Genomic DNA, 17873 nt, shown 5'->3' with positions numbered 1-17873 from the left:
GGCGTCGATGTCGTGCAACTGGGCGGCCCTGACGTGTGATTGTCTCGCTCACCGGTTCGGGAACGCCGGAGATCATCCGCACAGGCGGCCGAGGTATCCGTCCGACATGAGCGAGGCGGAGTGGGCCGTCGTACGTGACGCGATGCCGGTGCCCGGCTGGCCGGAGGGCCGCGGCGGGCAGCCGGAGAGCTATTGCCACCGGCAGATGGTCGACGCGGTGCGGTATCTGGTCTCGGGTGGCATCACCTGGCGGGCGATGCCGGCAGACTTCCCCGCGTGGGACCGCGTCCACGCGTTCTTCCGGCGCTGGCGGGACAAGGGCCTTGCCGCCGAGTTCCACGACCGTCTGCGCGAGCGGGTCCGCGAGGCTGCGGGCCGCGACCCGGAGCCGACCGCAGGCATTGTCGACGCGCAGTCGGAGAAGGCAGCCGCCTCGGTGCCCGCTGCGACCAGGGGCTTCGACGGTGGAAAGAAGGTCAACGGCCGCAAGCGGCACATCGTGGTGGACACCCTTGGACTACTGCTGGCCGCAGGTGCTAAGGGCGCCGCCGAACGGTAGAACGTAAGGGTGAGGGACAAGGACAGCCCTGATGAGGACGCACAGCCGCACCGTGTGGCAAGGCCAGCGATCGACTACCAAGCGCTGTTCGCCGTCACTCCCAGCCCCTGCATGGTGCTGGGCCCGGATCTGGTGCTCGCCGACATCAATGAGGCGGCCTGCCGGGTGACCGGCCGCACTCGGGAGGATCTGCTCGGGAGGTACCTTTTCGATGCCTTCCCTGATAATCCGGCGGACCCCGATGCCGACGGCGTGCGGAATCTGCACGCCTCCCTGCAACAGGTCCTGCGCTCGAAAGAGCCGGACACGATGGCGCCGATGAAGTACGACATTCCCGTGGCCGACCGGCCCGGCGTGTTCGAGGAGCGATGGTGGTCCGCGATCAACACCCCGGTGCTCGGGCCGTACGGGCAGGTGGAGTGGATCCTCCACCGGGGGGAGGACGTGACCTCGTTCATCCGCTCCCACCCCCGCCTGCGAGAAGGCGGCGCGCTCAGCGACGTGGAAGCCAGGGAGGTCGAACTGTACGCGCGGGCGCTTGAGCTCAAGCGCCTGAACGAGGAACTGCGCCAAGCCCACGCCCGCGAACGCCGGGTCGCCCTCACCTTGCAGGAGGCCATGCTCCACTCGCCCCACCTGGCCCGGCACCAGGACACCGCAGTGCGCTACTTGCCCGCCGCCGGTTCACTGAACGTGTGCGGTGACTGGTACGAGGTGGTCGACCTGCCCGATAACAGATTCGCCGTCGCGGTCGGCGACGTCGTCGGCCACGGCCTGGAGGCCGCCGCGGTCATGGGGATGCTCCGCAGCGCGTTGTCCGCCGTCGTCCGGGCTGTCGAACGGCCCGCAAGGGCCTTGGATGTCCTGGGCCTGTATGCACGCGACGTGGAGGGTGCGCTGGCCGCCACAGTCGTCCAAGCCGTCGTCGACACCCGCGCTCGCCGCATCATGTACAGCAGCGCCGGCCACCCGCCCCCCGTCCTCGTCCACCCAGACGGCACCTTCGACTTTCTCGACCAGGCCACCGACCCTCCGCTGGGAGCCCGCCCCCAACACGTCCCACACCCCCACGCCGACGTGCCCTACACCCAGGGCGACACCTTCGTGCTCTACACCGACGGCCTCGTCGAACGCCGCGGCGAGGACATCGACGCCAGCCTGCAACGCCTCACCGACGCGCTCACCCGACATGCGGACCACGAGCCCGAAAGCCTTGCCGACGCCCTGCTCGTGGACCTCGGTGTCAGCAGCGGCGCCCGCGACGACGTCGCTTTGATCGTCATCCGCCTATGACCCGCGCGCCGCCACCGGATGCGCCACAGGTCGCGCATCCCGCCAACTGAAACGCTCCGACCGCGCCTGCGGGATTGACTGTCGATCCGGGCGTAGCGACCTCGAATTCGCCATCTATCCCGAACACAGCACGCCGTCGAACCGGCCCGTGCCCTGGAGGAATGCCAAGCCGAACTCGGTGCATGCAGGTGACCTGCGGAATCGACTGGGCCGAAGACCATCATGACGTGGCGGTAGTCGACCCCGAGGCTCGCCTGCCTCGCAAGCTCAGAGTCAGCGACGACGCGGCGGGCTTCCAGGACCTGCTCCGTCTGCTCGCCGAGCACGGCGACACTCCCGACGAACCGATCCCGATCGAGACCTCGCGCGGACAGAAGCGTTCGCCGACAAGCGCGAGAGGCTTCTGGCGCGAGAGGCTCGCGCGATCCTGGCGATCGCGCCCACACAAGCCGAGGCGGCCAACCTCGCCCGCAGCAAGCTCGGGGCCGCCCTCACGCACGCTGGGCCGCCACCGCCGGATCAAGAACAGCCGCTTGGCCGCAACCGGCCGGCTCGCCCTCACCCCCGAGCATTACGGCGCTTGTCGGGACCCCGACCACCAGGATCCCGATGAACTGCGGGACCTACTCGGCCAGCCGGCGGACGGCCACCTGGACGCCCGCCCCGTCTCCACCGCCGTCAACAACGTCCGTAACAACGGCCCCCAACTCCTGGACAGAGCCGTCTCCTGACGTCTGCCCCCGGCGAGGGACGGACGCTTCGTCGGCGACTCGGGCGGGCCGGCAACGACAAGCGGACGGTGGCCGAGGCTGTCACCGAGTGCGCGAGGGTCGCGGCGAGTTGCGTTCTCCCCTCTGTCCGACTACTCCTTCGCCTGCTACGACCGGCTGGTCCGTCGGCTCGCCGTCCCGTCAGCCTGCGGGCAGGCTGACGGGAGGTGCCGCAGAGTTCGCCAGGTGAGCAACACATTGGCTGGATGTACGAACCCTGGCCTCGTATCAAACGTCTAAATAGAGGATGTTATGCGATATTTTGGACACATCTCCTGACGAAAGGCATGTCATGAAGTTCGCGGTCATCGGCGGTACCGGACTGATCGGGTCGCAGGTCGTCAAGAACCTGAAGGCCGTCGGGCACGAGGCGGTGCCGCACTCGCTGTCCACCGGAATCGACGTCATCAGCGGCCAGGGACTGGATGAGGCGGTGGCGGGGGCCGACGTCATCGTCAACCTGACGAACTCCCCGACCTTCGACGAGGCCTCCCTGGCCTTCTTCCAGACCTCGATGGACAACCTCCTGGCTGCGGCCCAGAAGGGCGGCGTCGGCCACTTCGTCATTCTCTCGATCGTCGGCGTGGACCAGGTGCCGGAGCTGGACTACTACCGGGCCAAGGCGCTCCAGGAGGACATCCTCGCGGCCGGGCCGGTCCCCTACTCGATCGTCCGCGCGACGCAGTTCATGGAGTTCATGGACGCTGCCCTGTCCTGGACCGCCGACGGCGACACCGTCCGGCTGCCCGCCACGCCGATCCAGCCGATCGCCTCCAAGGACGTGGCCGAGGCTGTGGCCGAAGTCGCCGCGGGCACCCCGCTGGGGGGCATTCGCAACATCGCCGGGCCCGAGGTCTACTCCCTGGACGAGCTGGGCCGCGTCACCCTCACCCACAAGGGCGACGGCCGCACCGTTGTCACCGACCCCGCCGCCGGCATGTTTGCTGTCGTCAAGGGTGACGTTCTCACCGACAAGGATGCCCACCTCGCCCCCACCCACTACGTCGACTGGCTCTCCTGAACCGCTCGCGCCCTCCAGCCCCAGTTGGGCCGGACACGGAAGCCGACAGGTGCTCCTGCTTCACCAGCACCCGCCCAATACGCGCCTGACGCGACACGGTCCGCCCGCCTCTGGCCATGGCGGACACCGCACATACGGGCGCTGTCGGGCCCGTGGGCCGGCGGACATGGAAGACATGCCGCGTGACCTGGACGCTGCCCCAGCCCATACCGACCCCCCGGACCCGGGCCGGACCTGCGGCCGGGGTGGGCCGCGGAACCGAAATTGTGGACAGGGCTTGAACGTGTCCGTTGTCCGCGAGCGGTCGTGATGTCGCCTGCCGCCCTTCGGTAAGCACAGCTCGCTCGCGGGCCTGGTTGGCCCGCGAGCACGTCAGGTGACTCCTGGCTTCAGCCGATGGGTGCGGCTGCGTCTGGGTTCCTCTGCGCAGCGGCGGCTTGGCCGAGTTCCAGCAGGCGCTCCTCGGCAGGATTCTGCGCCTTGAAGCTGCTGTTGGACGGTGGTGGGTTTCCGCCGGTCGACGGGGGCGGGATCGGCACGTGGACGCAGGAGGATTTGCCGGACTCCAGCCGGCCGTTGAACGCGGTGATGCAGAACTCGAAGTTCCAGTTGCCCGGGAACAGGAAGGCGATCTGGTGCTCGGGGCCGTCAGTGATGTACGGACCTCGCGTGTCCGAGCCTTCGGGTGCGTTCACGTTGCGCACCCACACCCGGTACCCCGCCGCCTCCGGGGATCCCTTCCAGTTGAGCTGGACGGTGGTGGCGTCTAGGGACGTGACCGTGACGTCCGTCGGGACCGGCGGTACGTCCGCGCCGATGGTCACGGACCGGGCCACGCCGGGCATGCCGCCGCCTGCCTTGTTCCAGGTCGCGACGGCGACGAGGTAGTGGTGGCCAGGTACGAGGCCGTTGATGCGCGCCTGGTTGTTCGTGACCGCCGTACTGGTGATGTACCCGCCCGGCACGTCCTTGTCCCAGGTGATGACCTCGTAGCGGTCGATGCCGTCCGTGTGCGGGCCCGTCGGCGTGTCCCAGTACACGTCCATGCCCGTCGAGTTCGGCGACGTGCTGATGTTCGGTGGCGGGGGCGCGGTCTCGGGGTGCGCGGTCGCGGTCGTCAACTTCCATGCCGACGCACCGTCGGTGTAGTTGTAGGTGCGGACCTGGTATTCCCAGGTCCAGCCGTCCTCGGTCCAGGTGGTGTCGAACCGGTTGGACGGCACGACCACCTCGTTCCAGTCCGCCGCACCGACGAGCCGGTAGCGGACGGTGTAGCCGCGGGCGCCGAACACCGGGTTCCAGGTCACCTTGATGCCGCTGGGGACGGACTCCGCCTTGAGGTCCGACACCGGGGAGATAGGGCGGTCGGGAAACGAGGCGATGGTCTCCGGGACCGACTGTCCGACCCCGAACTCCCGGTTGAGGGTGCGGGCATAGGCGTAGGCGATCTGGTACTCACCTATGAGATTGGGGTGCAGGCCGTCGTACCCGGCGGAGCACTTGGCCGGTGCGCAGGCGTATCCCCCTGCCCAGTCGACGAGTTTCACCGGGGAGGCGGAGGTGCTCCAGGTCGGGATGGCATCCTTGAGCAGGGCGTTGTACTGATCGGTCTTGTCGACCAGGTCCTGCCGGCCGTCGATGAACAGGCGCTGCGGGACGTTCGCCACAGCCATCTTGACGTCCGGTTTCGCCGCACGGGCCCGGTCGACAAGGGCCTTCGTGCTGTCCAGCGTGCCGCGCGCGTCGCTCACGAACCAGCCCATGTCGTTGAAGCCGAGGCCGAAGAGGATCAGATCGGGTTCGTACTGCGCGACCATCGGCCCGATCAGGTCCTTGTCCTGGGCGGCCTGGCGGCCCCACACGGCGAAGTGGTCGCTGTCGAAGCCAGGCTCGATGTCCTGGTCGTACGCACCGAAGACGGGCGGGTTCGCCGCCGAGGGGCTCTCGGGCGGTTCGTTCTGGAGCCGGGGCGGGGCGGGCGGGCCGGTCGGGTCGGGCTGCTTGGTGCCGCGGTAGGGGCCGACGAAGTCGACGGGCACGTGCTGGTCCTGGAACCACTGCCACAGCCGGTAGCGCCAGGTCCAGTCGCCCTCCATCCCCTCGCTCATGGAATCCCCCACCACCATCACCTTCAACGGGGGCTTGGTGGTCGAGTCCTCGTGCTCGTCGGGGCCGCCGGTGGTGTCGAAGGGGGCGAAGAACCAGCGCTGGGAGGCCTTGGGAGAGGCGCAGTCCGTGGCGTTGACGATGTCGCCGGTGAGGCTGCTGCGCGGTTCGAGGTCCAGGCAGCCGACCTTGTAGAAGATGATGTTTTTGTTCTTCAGCCGGAAGGTGTCCTCACCGACCGGGTCCACGACCCACGTCTGGGCGAGGGAGCCGTTGCAGGGCTGCGTGTCGACGGCGGCGAGGCCTTGCTGCGACTCGAACGGGACCATCTCGGCGCAGCGGTCGGCCAGCGGGTCCCGCATCCGCAGCTCCGTGCTGCTGGTCCACTGCGGAACCCACTCCTCCTGGTTGGGTTGGGGCTGGTTGCGGTGCAGGTAGGCGCGTACGTGCGTGCCGGGCAGTGCGCGCGGCTCGGCGGCCATCATCCGGCCGGTCAGGACGTTCTCCAGTCCGAAGGACCCGGGATGGGCCACGGGCAGGTCGCCGGTGGAGAAGTTGACGTCGGGGTTGGAGTCGGCCGGGGGCGCGAGGTACCAGTGCTGGCTGTCCAGGTTCTGGCACGGGCCGAGCTGGAAGCGGGAGGTGTCCTGCGGGCTGTGCGACGTGCCGACGTCCAGGCACAGGCCGAGGGCGGCACTGCGGAGCTGGTACTGCTCGTTGCCGAACGACAGCAGCCGCCAGCGCTGGCCGTAGTACGCGGAGCAGTCGCGCAGCACGGGCATGTAATGGCCCGGGCTGTCCGGCTCCGCGTTGAGGCACCGGCCCCCGGCGAGCCGGACGCGCGCCGTCTGAGTGCCGTCGTACTCCAGGTCCCAGAGCTGGCCGGGCTCTCCGCTGCGGTCGGCGGTGGTGACGGATTCACCGTCCCGCGAGCCGCCGTTCGCGGTCGTCAGCACCCCGCCGTTCTGCATGTTCTCGATGGAGCGCGGGCTGGTGAACAGGGAGTGCGGTTCCGCCGACCCACGCAGTCCGCCGACGGCGACGGCGTAGTGGTCGGACGAGGCGCCGTTGAGCCGCTGTACGTTCGGGTCCGGATTGCGGGTGGAGGAGACCACGTAGTCCAGCTCGCGGTGCTGGTCGTGGGTGGGCAGGCCGGTGCTGTACATCTGGGCACCGACGGGGACGGGGAAACGGCCCGGCTCGTTGTTGAAGTCGGCCCCGACCGTCCACGTCCGGCCCGGTACCCGGTTCACAAAGGACGCGATGTTGTTGAGCATCTGCTCCGACTCGTTGTCCGGCTCCCGGTCGCTGGTGGGCCGGCCGTGGAAGGTGAAGTACCAGTCGTCGCCGAAGCGCACGCCGAGCGCGGCCCGTCCGCCCGCCCCCACCACCGGGCTGGGTACGGCCGTCACCTCGTCCGGCACGCGCTGGGTGACCACGGCAACGTTATTGCGGCCGCCCACGTAACGGCCGCCCCAGCGGTCGGTCTGCAGGAAGTAGATCTCGTAGGAGCGGCGGTTGTCGACGTGCCCGAGTTGCCAGCGGTGGTGCTGGATGAAGCCCGCCCGGCCGACCGGTGGCAAGCCCGGGACGGTGATGTTGTTCACCGGGACGCCCGGCGGGGTCGGGCCCGCCTCCTGGAGCGTGACGATCTCGGCGGCCTGGATGTAGTTGCCGATCGTTGTGGTCCACTTGCTGTCCTGCCCGCTGCTGGCACCGAGCATGTTGTAAGTGATCAGCGGCGTGTTGTTCAGCGGCGCCGCCTGCGCGGGCGCCGTCGGCAGGACCACCAGCGCCGCCGCCGCGATCACGGTCACCAGGACGGCGAGCAGGGACGTGTACGCAGACGACGCTGACGTCGATGTACCTGTGCCTCCGGACGGACCGGTACCTGTGGGCCTGGATGTGGACAAGGATAAGGAGCGGCTCGAGGCCCTCACGTGTTCCCCCGTACGTCGGACGGCACGCCACGGCGCACCGCGCGCCCGCGTGACACGACGTGTGTGCACGCACGGCCGGTTGCCGGTCCCGGCAACGCTTCCCGCCGGGACCCGGGGCCACGCTGCCAGACGGTTCGCCACTGCAGGAACGTGTCCTCGCTCACGCCCCCGGGGTTCCGGCCACCCGTCCCGGCACTGTCGCACCCTGGCAGGAGCAGCAGCACACCGCACATGGCAAGGCGGCACACCGCAGCCGACAGCCGGCTCAGGTGATGTGGCCGCGACGCCACCAACTTCGAGGGGAGTCACAGTGCGTGCATCTGCCGACTGGTGACGGCGGGTCATCACAGTCGACCGGACGTGGCCGGAGTGTGACCGGTCGGCCGGAGCCCGCGGTGCTGCCTTCGTTGCTGCATGAATGGCTCGGACTGATCGTGGCTCCCGCCGGGCAGACGGTCATGGAGTCCGGCACCCGGTACGCCGGACACGGCCAGCCCGGCACGCTGGACAGGCGGATGTCCAGTCGGCAGCGGACGGGTGTGCGACCGTCGCGGCGCTACGACGCTTGGGTCACGGAATTCCTGGAAGAACCCGGGGGAGCGGCGTACCTGGCGAACCCCTCCGGCACCCGGGATGCGCTGAAGGCCCGATCGTCCTCTACGACACCGAGCAGGACTGCACAGCCGCTGTACCCCGGAACCCGCCTGACCGACCCCGCCGTCCTGGACTACAGCAGCGTCGACGACCAAGAACCCCCGAAGTACCTCTGCCTCACCGAACACGTCGGCGCCTGACCGAACCCTGCTCAGCCGTCCCGCTCGCCCCGAACAAGCTCCTGCACCTGCGGTTCGGGACGCACCGGTTGTCTCAGTGTTCGGCGGCTGCGGCCGCACGTGCCGCAATGGCCCTCTGAGCCAACGGGGCTGACGTCTCATCAGTGCTTCCAGCTACGCCTGGTCCCAGTGGAGCGGCGACTCGTGGGAGCCCCCGGTGGGCGAAGTGCCGGGTTCTCCGGATCAAAAATCCTCGGGAAGCACCGACCGCCTGGACGTAGGCTTCGCTCAGCACGGACACGGCGGGGGACGGAGCACAAGGTGGCTGAGACGGCACACAGGTGGGGTTCGGCCCTCGATTCGGTCGTGGTGTACGCGCAGGGCGCGATCTGCCGCCGCCTGGCGCGGGGCAGCGTGCCGCCGGGCGGGCGCGTGCGGGTGACGGGACTGCCTCGCTCGCTGGACGCGGGGTCCTTGCGGGCTCGCATCACGGGTGCCCCCGGGGTACGCGTCGTCGAGGCACGGGTGGAGATCGAGGCCGAGCCGCTCGGCGCCGCCGTGCCCGACGCGTTGCAACGCGAGGTCGAGCGGCTGCGGGAGGAGTACGCGGCGGCGCAGGAGCGACACGACCGGCAGCTGACGCTGATCGGCGAGGTCAGGTCGCTGCACCCGGTCCCGCCGGTCCGCAGGCGCGACGACCCGCACCGCCGCACCCCGGTCGACGCGTGGCTCGAGCTCGCCGCGTTCGTCGACGAGCGGCTGACCAGGCTGCACACCCGTCTCGCCGACCTGGAGAAGGAGCGGGCCGACGTCGAGCACGCGCTCCATGCCGCCGTCGACCGGTTCGCCCGCGCCTCCACCGACGCTGCGCCCGCGCACGTGGAGACCACGGTCTCGGCGGTGGTGACCTTCGACGGCACCGGTGACGCGGAAGTGGAGCTGGAGTACGCGGTGCCGGGCGCGGTCTGGGTACCGGCCTACCGTCTCACCCACCGTCAGGGAGACAGCAGTGGCCGTCTGGTGCTCCGCGCCTCCATCGCCCAGCGCACCGGCGAGGACTGGACCGGCGTACGTATCGCCCTGGCAACCGCCGACCTGCGGCGCCGTACCGACCTGCCCAGGCTGCGCTCCCTGCGGATCGGGCGCCGTCAGCCCTCCCCGACGCCCTCCGGCTGGCGCGAGCCGCCGACGGGCCTGGCCGACCTCTTCGCCGGGTACGACGGAGCGAGCCCCCGGCCCGTCACGACCAGCGCTTCCTTCACTGTCGGGGGCGGCACCATAGTCGCGGCGGGCGGCTTTGCGTCCGCTCCCGTTCCGCCGTCACCGCCATCGCTGCAGGGCTACGGCCAGCCGCTGACCGCGGCATTGCCGGCACCTCAGGGTTACGGAGCACCACCGTCCGCGCCCGCGCCCGGCAGCGCATACGCAGAGGTGTTCGACGCCGGCCTGGGTGACTTCGCGCAGGCGGTCCCGTCCCGACCGGGCGGCAGGCCGCGTGGCGGCGGCCGCTCGCTTCCGCCCTCCGCAGCCATGCCACCCGCGGCCTCTGGCCGCCAGGCCGCGCCGTCGGCACCCGGGGCCCCTGCCTGGCCCACACCGCCGCCGGAAGCCGCGGCGCCGGCGTCCGGTCTGCCGCAGCCGAGCGGCGCTGAACTCGACTACACCGCCCTCGTCCTGAGTGGCCCAGAGGAGCAGGACGAGCGCCGGGGCCGGCTGTTCGCCGACTCCGCCTTCGACCCGGTGGCGGCCGAGTACCGTCGCCGCGCCGAAGCGGTGGCATCGCTGCCGCTGCCCGGGCACGCCGTGCGGCCCCGCGAGTCGGCTGGTTCCTTCGACCACCGCTTCGACGCCCTCGCCCGCGCGGACGTACCCTCGGACGGCACCTGGCACACCGTCAGCATCGGAGAGATCCCGGTCGGACTGCGCACCGAGTACCGCTGCGTGCCGTCCGTGGAGCAGACCGTGTATGCGACGCTGGCGCTCGACAACTCCACCGACCAGGCACTGCTGGCCGGACCGGTGGAGGTCACCGCCGGAGACGACTTCCTGCTGACCGCCGCACTGCCCACGCTCGCCCCTGGCGGCGTCTGCCGGGTGGGGCTCGGCCCTGCGGAGGGCATCCGGGTCACCCGTCGCACGAACCTGCACGAGTCGACCTCGGGGCTGCGCGGCACGACCACGGTGCTCGATCACCGTGTCCATGTGGAGCTGGCCAGCCGGCTTGCCGGACCCGTCACCGTCGAGGTCCTCGAGCGGGTCCCGGTCGCCTCCGACACGGACGTCCGGATCGAGGAACGGGCCGACTGGACCACGCCCCCGGACGACGCGGAAGGGGACCATCACGCCCCTGGGACACGCGTCTGGCGCGTGGACCTGTCCGCCGGAGCCACCACCGCCCTCGACGGCGGCTACGAGATCCGTATCCCGTCCGCCAAGGCCCTGGCCGGCGGCAACCGCAGGAGCTGACGCACCCCATGTCCACGGCACCGGAGCCGATCCCTCTCCCCGTCACCGCCGTCACCTGCCTGGAGGACCGCGCCCACGTCGAGCGCACCGCCGTGCTCGACCTCGAGGCCGGAGTGCAACGGCTGCGTCTGGGGCCCGTCAGCGCACTGGCCGTCGACCGTACGCTGCACGCCGAGCTGACAGCCGAGCACCCGGCGACCGTCCTCGACGTGCGGATCGTCCGTGGCTGGACGCCGCGCGGGCCCCGGCCCGGCGACGACGACTCCGCCCTGCGGCACCGGGTGCACGCTCTCGAGGAGGACCTGGTCGCCCTGAGGCGGCAGTACGACCGGATCCAGGCCCGTCTCGACACACTCGGTCGTCTCGCCGCCGATCTGCTCCGGGAGGTCGGCGAAGGCGCCGGCTACGGAGAGGCCGACGCGGCACGCTGGACCCGCGAACTGGACCGTGTGGACGATGAGCGCGGCTCGTACGGCGAGCAACTACGGGCCGTGGAAGCCCGCCTGGAATCCCTCGGCACCGAACTCGCCACAGCCCAGCGAGCCTTGACCCAGGCCGAGGAGAAGCCCGCAGAACTGACCGGCCACATCGAGCTGACCGTGGAAGCCACGGCCGCCGGGCCTGCCGAGCTGTGCCTGAGCCACCTCATCGCATGTGCGTTGTGGCGGCCCGCCTACCGCGCCGTACTCGATGGGGAACGCCTCACGCTGGAGACCGAGGCGACCGTCTGGCAGCGCACCGGCGAGGACTGGTCGGACGTACGGTTGACGCTGTCGACGGCCCGCTCGGCGCTGGCCACCGATCCGCCCCGGCTGAGCGAGGACCGGCTCACGCTCCAGGACCGCACCTCGCTGGAGCGCAAGACCGTCGACGTCGAGCTGCGCGAGGAGGACATCGCAGACCTCGGCCCGGCCCCCGTGCTCGGCCTGCCGGGAGTGGACGACGGCGGCGAGGTACGGGTACTGCATGCCCCCGCACCGGTCACGGTGCCCTCGGACGGTCGCTCCCACCGCGTGCTGCTGTCCGCCTTCACCACGACCGCGAGCAGCGAGTACGCCTGCGCCCCCGAACTGTCCCCGCTGGTGACCCAAGTGGTGCGGTTCGACAACCTGTCCGGCCACGCCCTGCTCGCCGGCCCCGTCGAGCTCGTCCTCGGCAACCAGTTCAGCGGCCGCGGCACCCTGGACTTCACCGCTCCCGGCGCCCCCGTCGAGCTCGCTTATGGCAGCCGCGACGACCACCGGGTCACCCGGCACACCGAAGAGACCCGTGACACCTCCGCGATCACTCAACGCACCGTGCTCACCCGCACCGTCCGCCTTCACCTGTCGCGCTTCTCCACCCCCGAGGAACACGGCGAACGCGTGATCGTCCTCCGCGAACGGATCCCGGTCTCCGAGATCTCGGCGGTGCAGACACGCCTGCGCGAAGAGGACTGCTGCCCCGCCCCGGACACGCTCGACTCGGACGGCATCGCCCGCTGGAACCTCTCGGTCCCACCCGGCGGCCGGCGCACGGTCACCCTGGTCTACGAGCTGACGGCCAACGCCAAGGTGACCGGGCTCTGAACCCTGACGGTGATTCCTCGATGGGGCTCTGCCCGGAGTCAACACCACTCTTCGGCAGCACAGGATGAATGCGCGCCACGAGCACGCCAGACGCACCGCGGTGCGCTCGCCGCGAGCGATCCTGCCCAACAGCAGGCATCGCCTGCAGGTCTCCGGGCCCGGCCGTCGGTCGAGCCGCCGGGCCTCATACCTTCCGCGGCTCGGCGGAGGGTCGCTTGACGGCGTTGTCCAGGTGAGTGATCACGGCCGACACGTCATCACTTTCGGTGCTCCGGATCAGTTGCAGGGCCGGACGGACCAGACCGCCCGGCCGCGTCGTCAACCGTGCGAGCACGGCGGCCCTGATCTCGAGCCGCTCGATGGTGGCCTCGCGCTCCTCTTCGTTCTGACCGGCGAGCAGCACGGCGTTGTGCCATGCCTCCTCGCGGGACTGACGGACACTGAAGTCCAGGATCCGCTCGTCGGTGCGGCCCCCTACCCGATCCAGCAGCGACATGAGGGGAGACAGTGCGCCGACCGAGTCCTGCACCGCCAGGACCACCCTGGCAAGGATGTCGTTGATCAGCAGAAAGTCGTGCCGCAGCTCGTGGATGTCCTCGCCCGGGCTGGTCCGCGCGGCGGCGACGGCCAGGTCGAGGTTGATGTGCGCGTTCACGCCGAGAATCAGGTGCTGGACGATGACGGTGTCGGTGTCGTCGAGCAGCCCGAACGCCTCGCGCCAGCAACGCGGCCCGCTCCGGTCACGGCGCCAGGCGTCGTACGCGTCGAAGTAGCGGTTGCCGAAGAGTGTGTCGAACCGGTCCATTCGCGCACCGTCGTCGAACAGCCCACCGTGAATGGCCGTGCGGACTTCCACGGTCACCTGTCGGTACAGCGCCGCGAAGTACCCGACCCGGTCACCGGCGCGGCCGGCCTCCCGTACGATCCCGGCAAGCCTGTCCACGACATCGTCGATGTTCTCTGCCTTCATGCTCAACTCCCCCTCGTGGCAACCTCGTGCGGCCCGCAGTCTGGCTGCGGCGCACCGTGCCGTCCACAGCGCCGTCCTACCCCCGCGCACCGGGGCGGGACCCGGCCCTACAGGCCTCCCGATCGCGGAGCCCGTGCAGAGCATCGCGGGCATGACACTGCGATCTGTCCTGAACATCAAGGCACTTGACGACTCGGCGGTCGGCCGGTTCTGGGCGGCGGCACATGGCCGGAGGATTTTCCAGTGCGTTGGTTCTCCGTCCCGGGCAGTTGCTACGCCAAGACGCCTTGGGCGCCCACAGTTGGCTGCACGTCCGGGGCTGGACAGGGCCGTCCTGGAGGCGATCCGCGAGACCGTCCCCGGGCGGTGGGCCCTGGGATACGGAGTCACTGGACGCCGAACCGCTCCCCTTTGAACCCTCACGATTCGGGTCTGTTGAGACGTGGTCAGCAGACGAGGCTGCGGCGCGGTCCGATCCACGGGTTGCAGCTGGACGGACGTGGCCGGCACGCCGCCGACGGCCACCAAGGCGCGGGCGGTGTCGGTCGCCGCGCGGTTCCGGCGCTCTGGTGCGGGCCGCCCGGCCGGCACCAGGCCGACGGCGTACGCCAGGACGCGGTCGACGTCGCCGAGCTCCCGGTGGCTCCCGACCCCCGAGGCCCGGATTGCGTCTCTTTTCAGCCATTCCCCTATAACGTCCCTGTACGGAAAGGTACTTCCGTACAGGAGCACGCGCCTGACATCTTGCATCCACCACTTGTTTCGTACGGCCCGGCCGATGCTCTCAGCACGGCCGGGCCGTCCTTGGAGGACGCATTGATACCCCACATATCGAGCCGACCCAGACGCACGCTGGTGCTGGCGGCCACGCTCGGCGCCGCCCTCGCGTTCGGCGCCCCGGGCGCCCTCGCGGGCACGCTCCCCGTCGTCCCCTCCACCGCGACGGCCGCCAAGGCCCACGCTCCTGCCGCTGTGCCGGCTTCCCGCAGTGCGGCCTGGGTGGCCGGCACGCGTGCCTACCTCGTGATCACCGCCCCCGGTGACAGTTCGGCGGTCCGCTCCGCGATCGCGGCCAACGGCGGCACCGTCTTCTCGAACTTTGACGCCATCGGCGTGATCGTCGCCCACTCGGCGTCCAGCGGATTCGCCGCCACCATGCGCGGCGTCACCGGCGTGCAGCAGGTCGGCGCCACCCGCACCTCGGACGTCCCGGCCGACGCCTACAACCCGGCGCTCCCGGCCAATCCGGCCCAGGCCTCGACCCCGGCCGGAGAACCGGTCCGGGCCGACATGAGCCAGATCAAGGCCGACCAGGCCTGGGCCGTGAACCCAGGCTCCGCCTCCGTCACGGTCGGCATCCTGGACACCGGCGTGGACGACCAGCACCAGGACCTGGCGCCCAACTTCGACGCGGCCGACTCGGTCTCCTGCGCCTACGGCAAGCCCGACACCCGTGCCGGCGCCTGGCGGGACGTCGACACGCACGGCACCCACGTAGCGGGCACCATCGCCGCGGCCAAGAACGGCAAGGGCGTCGTCGGCGTGGCCCCCGGGGTGAAGATCGCCGCGGTCCGGGTCGCCGAGCCGGGCAATTCCTTCTTCTTCGCCGAGAACACCATCTGCGGCTTCGTCTGGGCCGGTGACCACGGCTTCAAGGTCACCAACAACAGCTATTACACCGACCCGTGGCAGTTCAACTGCCCGGACAACATCGACCAGGCCGCCATCATCGAGGGCGTAAAGCGCGCCCAGGAGTACGCCGAGGGCAAGGGCTCCCTCCAGATCGCCGCCGCGGGCAACGAGAACTACGACCTCGCCCACAAGACGACCGACTCCGCGAGCCCGAACGACTCGACGCCGGTCACCCGCACCATCACCAACGCCTGCCTCGACATACCGACCGAACTGCCGGGCGTGGTCACGGTCGCGGCCAACGGCACGGGCGTCACCAAGGCCTCGTTCTCCAACTACGGGCAGGGCGTCATCGACGTCGCGGCGCCGGGCAGCAACGTGTACTCCACCGTCCCCGGCGGCGGCTACGGCAGCAAGAGCGGCACCTCGATGGCCACCCCGCACGTGGTCGGCGTGGCAGCACTCATCGCCAGCGCCAACCCGGGCATCACCCCGGCGGAGATCCGCGTCAAGCTGGCCGCCCAGGCCAACGACATCGCCTGCCCCTCGGACAGCCGCTGCACGGGCACGACGGCCAACAACTCGTTCTTCGGCGAAGGACAGGTCGACGCCCTCAAGGCCGTCGGGACCACCCCGCCGCCCGGCAAGTACTTCGAGAACCTCGCGGACTTCGCCATCAACGACAACGCGACCGTGGAGAGCCCGATCGCCGTAACCGGTGTGACCGGCAACGCCCCGGTCACGCTCAAGGTGGGTGTGGACATCAAGCACACCTACATCGGTGACCTGAAGGTCGACCTGGTGGCGCCGGACGGCACCGTCTACACGCTGCACAACCACGCCGGCGGCAGCACCGACAACATCGCCCAGACCTACACCGTGAACGCCTCCTCGGAGGTCGCGAACGGCACTTGGAAGCTGCGCGTCAACGACAACGCTGCCTCCGACACAGGCAAGATCGACGCCTGGAACCTGACCTTCTAGTGCCGTATCAAGCAACATCTGCCCTGTTGTGATGTGACGCGCCGTCCCGGTGCTGTGCCGGGCGGCGCGTGGCCGTCACCTGTCCGAATTGCAGAGCGGGTGCAGGCCCGTGAGATCACCGCTGCCACCCAGGGCGCCTGCGACCTGGACGCCATCGTCGCCGTGGGTGACCGCGACCGAGGCGTCGTGCCCCCATGTGGCCGCTGCCGCCGAGTCCTTCTTGGCTACTTCCCAGCACTCAAGGTCATCGTCGGGACAAACGACGACCCCCGGATGGTGTCCTTCACCAACATGCTTCCCGAAGCTACATCTGGGCGGACCACCAGCTCCACGTTGATGAGGGCGCACCACTCGGCACGAGCTGACGCACCAGGCAGTTACAGGGCGAACGTTGCCTGATGCGGCACCAGCGGCCATTCACCCACGCTCTGCCGACGCTCGCGAACGGCGCCCCTTCCAGCTCGGTTCGCCGCCGCTCCAGGTCCTGCAGACTCCCTGCCCCTCGATGCAAACTCTGGGCAGGATGGTCACTGAGGGGTAATTGGCTGTTCAGCACGGGTGGCAGGGGTCTTACTCGGTTGACTGCGATCTGTGCGGTTGCTGTACTCCGCTGCTGTACAGCGACTTCGCAGGAGCCGTGACCACACTGCCGGCGAGCGTAGAGCGCGACATCCTCGATCACCGGATCATGTTTGCGATCACGGCAATCCGCGAAGCGCTGGGCTGCACGATTTATGAAGCCATCGACGTGTTCGCGGCACGGAATGAGGAACTGCGCCGTGATCGTCCGGACGACTTCACCGTCGCGCCCGAGGAGTACGGCCGGGGCTTCTACTCCTGATTGGCGCGTGCCGGTAGGACATGCAACTGCCGTCGATCACCGCTTCAGTAGTTCGCTCCAACTGGACCTTGGCCGGGTCCAGCTGCGCTCAGAGGTGCCCTCTACAGCCGCTCAATGTCGCTGTTGTCCGTGGTCGTTGATGTCAGCGTTGGATGTCACCGGAACACCGACAACGCACGATGGTTCACGGTTCGGAATGCTCAAGATTGGTGAGCCATGGATCTGTCAGAGACTCTCGGCAAGGCCGTGGGCATCCTCAAAGCTCCGTTGCGACGTGCTGACCATGAGCAGGGCTGGACTGACGAGCTGCGTCGGGAGATCCAGGGAGAGATCTCGATCAGCCGCTCAACCTTGCGGCGTCACGGGCTTTGGGCGGCCCCGGGTCACGCCTTGTCGGCGACCTCGTTTCCAGCGTTGATTGCAGCAGCGAGCGCCAGTGGCGCCTCGACCTGAGCGATCGCGATTATGTGCTCGTTCAGCAGGCCACGGACGCGGCGATTCAGTTGCTCCTCCACCTTCAACCCAGCGATCAACTCCTGGGCCTTGTGCGCGTGCACGGCGTAGTCGCCCATCGCGGCCTCCCCCTCGTGTGGGCGCACAGTAACGCATCACCGGAGATCGGCGGAACGGCTCTGGCCGGGAGCTGCTTTGGCGCGAGTGATCACGGCCGGTCGGTGGAGTTTTGACTAGTGGGTCAAGGTGACGGGCGCCGGCCAACAGTGAGGACGGCGCCCGTGTGAGATAGAGGCTTTGAGGTCTGGCCTCATCCTTATCAGGTCGATCCTGGGGGACCGTCGACGTCGACCAACCAGTCCTGCGCCTGAGGCGATCGTCCATTGCGGTCCGGCGTCTACTGCTGCTGTTCGCGCTTGTTGGTGTCAGCCGCTGGTGTCAGTCGCCATACGCGGTCTTGACAGGCGTGGCTTTTCTCGGCGACCTGGAGCACCGGT

The 17873-nt window shown here is 69.5% G+C and carries 11 protein-coding genes and 3 pseudogenes; 11 read left to right on the top strand and 3 right to left on the bottom strand.

Going from position 1 to position 17873, the window contains the following annotated elements; genetic code table 11:
- Nucleotides 1-106 precede the first annotated feature (106 nt).
- The 5 genes and pseudogenes from ACWEBX_RS31805 (at nucleotide 107) to ACWEBX_RS31785 (ending at nucleotide 3643) form a co-directional block, all read left to right on the top strand.
- Nucleotides 107-559, top strand: a complete 453-nt coding sequence (locus ACWEBX_RS31805; RefSeq protein WP_451888234.1) for a transposase — start codon at nucleotides 107-109, stop codon at nucleotides 557-559.
- A 111-nt stretch (nucleotides 560-670) separates the two neighbouring features.
- Entirely contained in the window at nucleotides 671-1852 is a 1182-nt protein-coding gene (locus ACWEBX_RS31800; RefSeq protein WP_451888235.1) for a PP2C family protein-serine/threonine phosphatase, read from the top strand.
- Nucleotides 1853-2034: 182 nt separating this feature from the next.
- Nucleotides 2035-2223: pseudogene (locus ACWEBX_RS31795) on the top strand (IS110 family transposase); the annotation flags it as partial.
- Nucleotides 2224-2403: 180 nt separating this feature from the next.
- Nucleotides 2404-2583 (top strand): annotated as a pseudogene (locus ACWEBX_RS31790) (SOS response-associated peptidase); the annotation flags it as partial.
- Between the two features lie 331 nt (nucleotides 2584-2914).
- A complete protein-coding gene (locus ACWEBX_RS31785; protein ID WP_451888233.1) occupies nucleotides 2915-3643 on the top strand; it encodes an SDR family oxidoreductase in 729 nt (242 codons plus the stop codon).
- 389 nt (nucleotides 3644-4032) lie between these two features.
- Here the strand turns inward: ACWEBX_RS31785 and ACWEBX_RS31780 are convergent, their stop codons facing one another.
- Nucleotides 4033-7566 (bottom strand): ricin-type beta-trefoil lectin domain protein, encoded by a 3534-nt coding sequence (locus ACWEBX_RS31780; RefSeq protein ID WP_451888232.1) that lies wholly within the window; start codon nucleotides 7564-7566, stop codon nucleotides 4033-4035.
- Nucleotides 7567-8084: 518 nt separating this feature from the next.
- Between ACWEBX_RS31780 and ACWEBX_RS31775 the strand changes: the two genes are divergently transcribed.
- The 3 genes from ACWEBX_RS31775 (at nucleotide 8085) to ACWEBX_RS31765 (ending at nucleotide 12496) form a co-directional block, all read left to right on the top strand.
- Entirely contained in the window at nucleotides 8085-8483 is a 399-nt protein-coding gene (locus tag ACWEBX_RS31775) for a hypothetical protein (protein WP_451888231.1), read from the top strand.
- A 300-nt stretch (nucleotides 8484-8783) separates the two neighbouring features.
- Nucleotides 8784-10928, top strand: coding sequence for a DUF4139 domain-containing protein (locus ACWEBX_RS31770; RefSeq protein ID WP_451888230.1), 2145 nt, complete (start codon nucleotides 8784-8786; stop codon nucleotides 10926-10928).
- Between the two features lie 8 nt (nucleotides 10929-10936).
- Nucleotides 10937-12496, top strand: coding sequence for a mucoidy inhibitor MuiA family protein (locus ACWEBX_RS31765; RefSeq protein ID WP_451888229.1), 1560 nt, complete (start codon nucleotides 10937-10939; stop codon nucleotides 12494-12496).
- Nucleotides 12497-12680: 184 nt separating this feature from the next.
- Here the strand turns inward: ACWEBX_RS31765 and ACWEBX_RS31760 are convergent, their stop codons facing one another.
- On the bottom strand, nucleotides 12681-13466 hold the full coding sequence (locus ACWEBX_RS31760; RefSeq protein WP_451888228.1) for a DUF5995 family protein: 786 nt from the start codon (nucleotides 13464-13466) through the stop codon (nucleotides 12681-12683).
- Between the two features lie 855 nt (nucleotides 13467-14321).
- Between ACWEBX_RS31760 and ACWEBX_RS31755 the strand changes: the two genes are divergently transcribed.
- From ACWEBX_RS31755 to ACWEBX_RS31745, 3 genes and pseudogenes are all read left to right on the top strand, one after another.
- Nucleotides 14322-16082: a S8 family peptidase gene (locus ACWEBX_RS31755; RefSeq protein ID WP_451888227.1), complete on the top strand. Its 1761-nt coding sequence runs from the start codon at nucleotides 14322-14324 to the stop codon at nucleotides 16080-16082.
- Between the two features lie 120 nt (nucleotides 16083-16202).
- Nucleotides 16203-16447: pseudogene (locus ACWEBX_RS31750) on the top strand (cytidine deaminase); the annotation flags it as partial.
- Nucleotides 16448-16719: 272 nt separating this feature from the next.
- Entirely contained in the window at nucleotides 16720-16923 is a 204-nt protein-coding gene (locus tag ACWEBX_RS31745; protein ID WP_451888226.1) for a hypothetical protein, read from the top strand.
- A 383-nt stretch (nucleotides 16924-17306) separates the two neighbouring features.
- On the opposite strand, the gene ACWEBX_RS31740 is transcribed toward ACWEBX_RS31745, so the two are convergent.
- Complete coding sequence (locus ACWEBX_RS31740; RefSeq protein ID WP_451888225.1) at nucleotides 17307-17495, bottom strand: hypothetical protein; 189 nt, start codon at nucleotides 17493-17495, stop codon at nucleotides 17307-17309.
- Nucleotides 17496-17873 lie beyond the last annotated feature (378 nt).

Source organism: Streptomyces sp. NPDC005070, assembly GCF_053600395.1.
The sequence above is the reverse complement of the archived record's forward strand: the minus strand, read 5'-3'. Positions and strand labels throughout refer to the sequence as shown.

Bases quoted from the DNA above. Each gene is read 5' to 3' on its own strand.
- ACWEBX_RS31800 (WP_451888235.1), top strand. From the start codon at position 671: ATGGTGCTGGGCCCGGATCTGGTGCTCGCCGACATCAATGAGGCGGCC.
- ACWEBX_RS31785 (WP_451888233.1), top strand. From the start codon at position 2,915: ATGAAGTTCGCGGTCATCGGCGGTACCGGACTGATCGGGTCGCAGGTC.
- ACWEBX_RS31805 (WP_451888234.1), top strand. From the start codon at position 107: ATGAGCGAGGCGGAGTGGGCCGTCGTACGTGACGCGATGCCGGTGCCC.
- ACWEBX_RS31740 (WP_451888225.1), bottom strand. From the start codon at position 17,495: ATGGGCGACTACGCCGTGCACGCGCACAAGGCCCAGGAGTTGATCGCT.
- ACWEBX_RS31760 (WP_451888228.1), bottom strand. From the start codon at position 13,466: ATGAAGGCAGAGAACATCGACGATGTCGTGGACAGGCTTGCCGGGATC.
- ACWEBX_RS31765 (WP_451888229.1), top strand. From the start codon at position 10,937: ATGTCCACGGCACCGGAGCCGATCCCTCTCCCCGTCACCGCCGTCACC.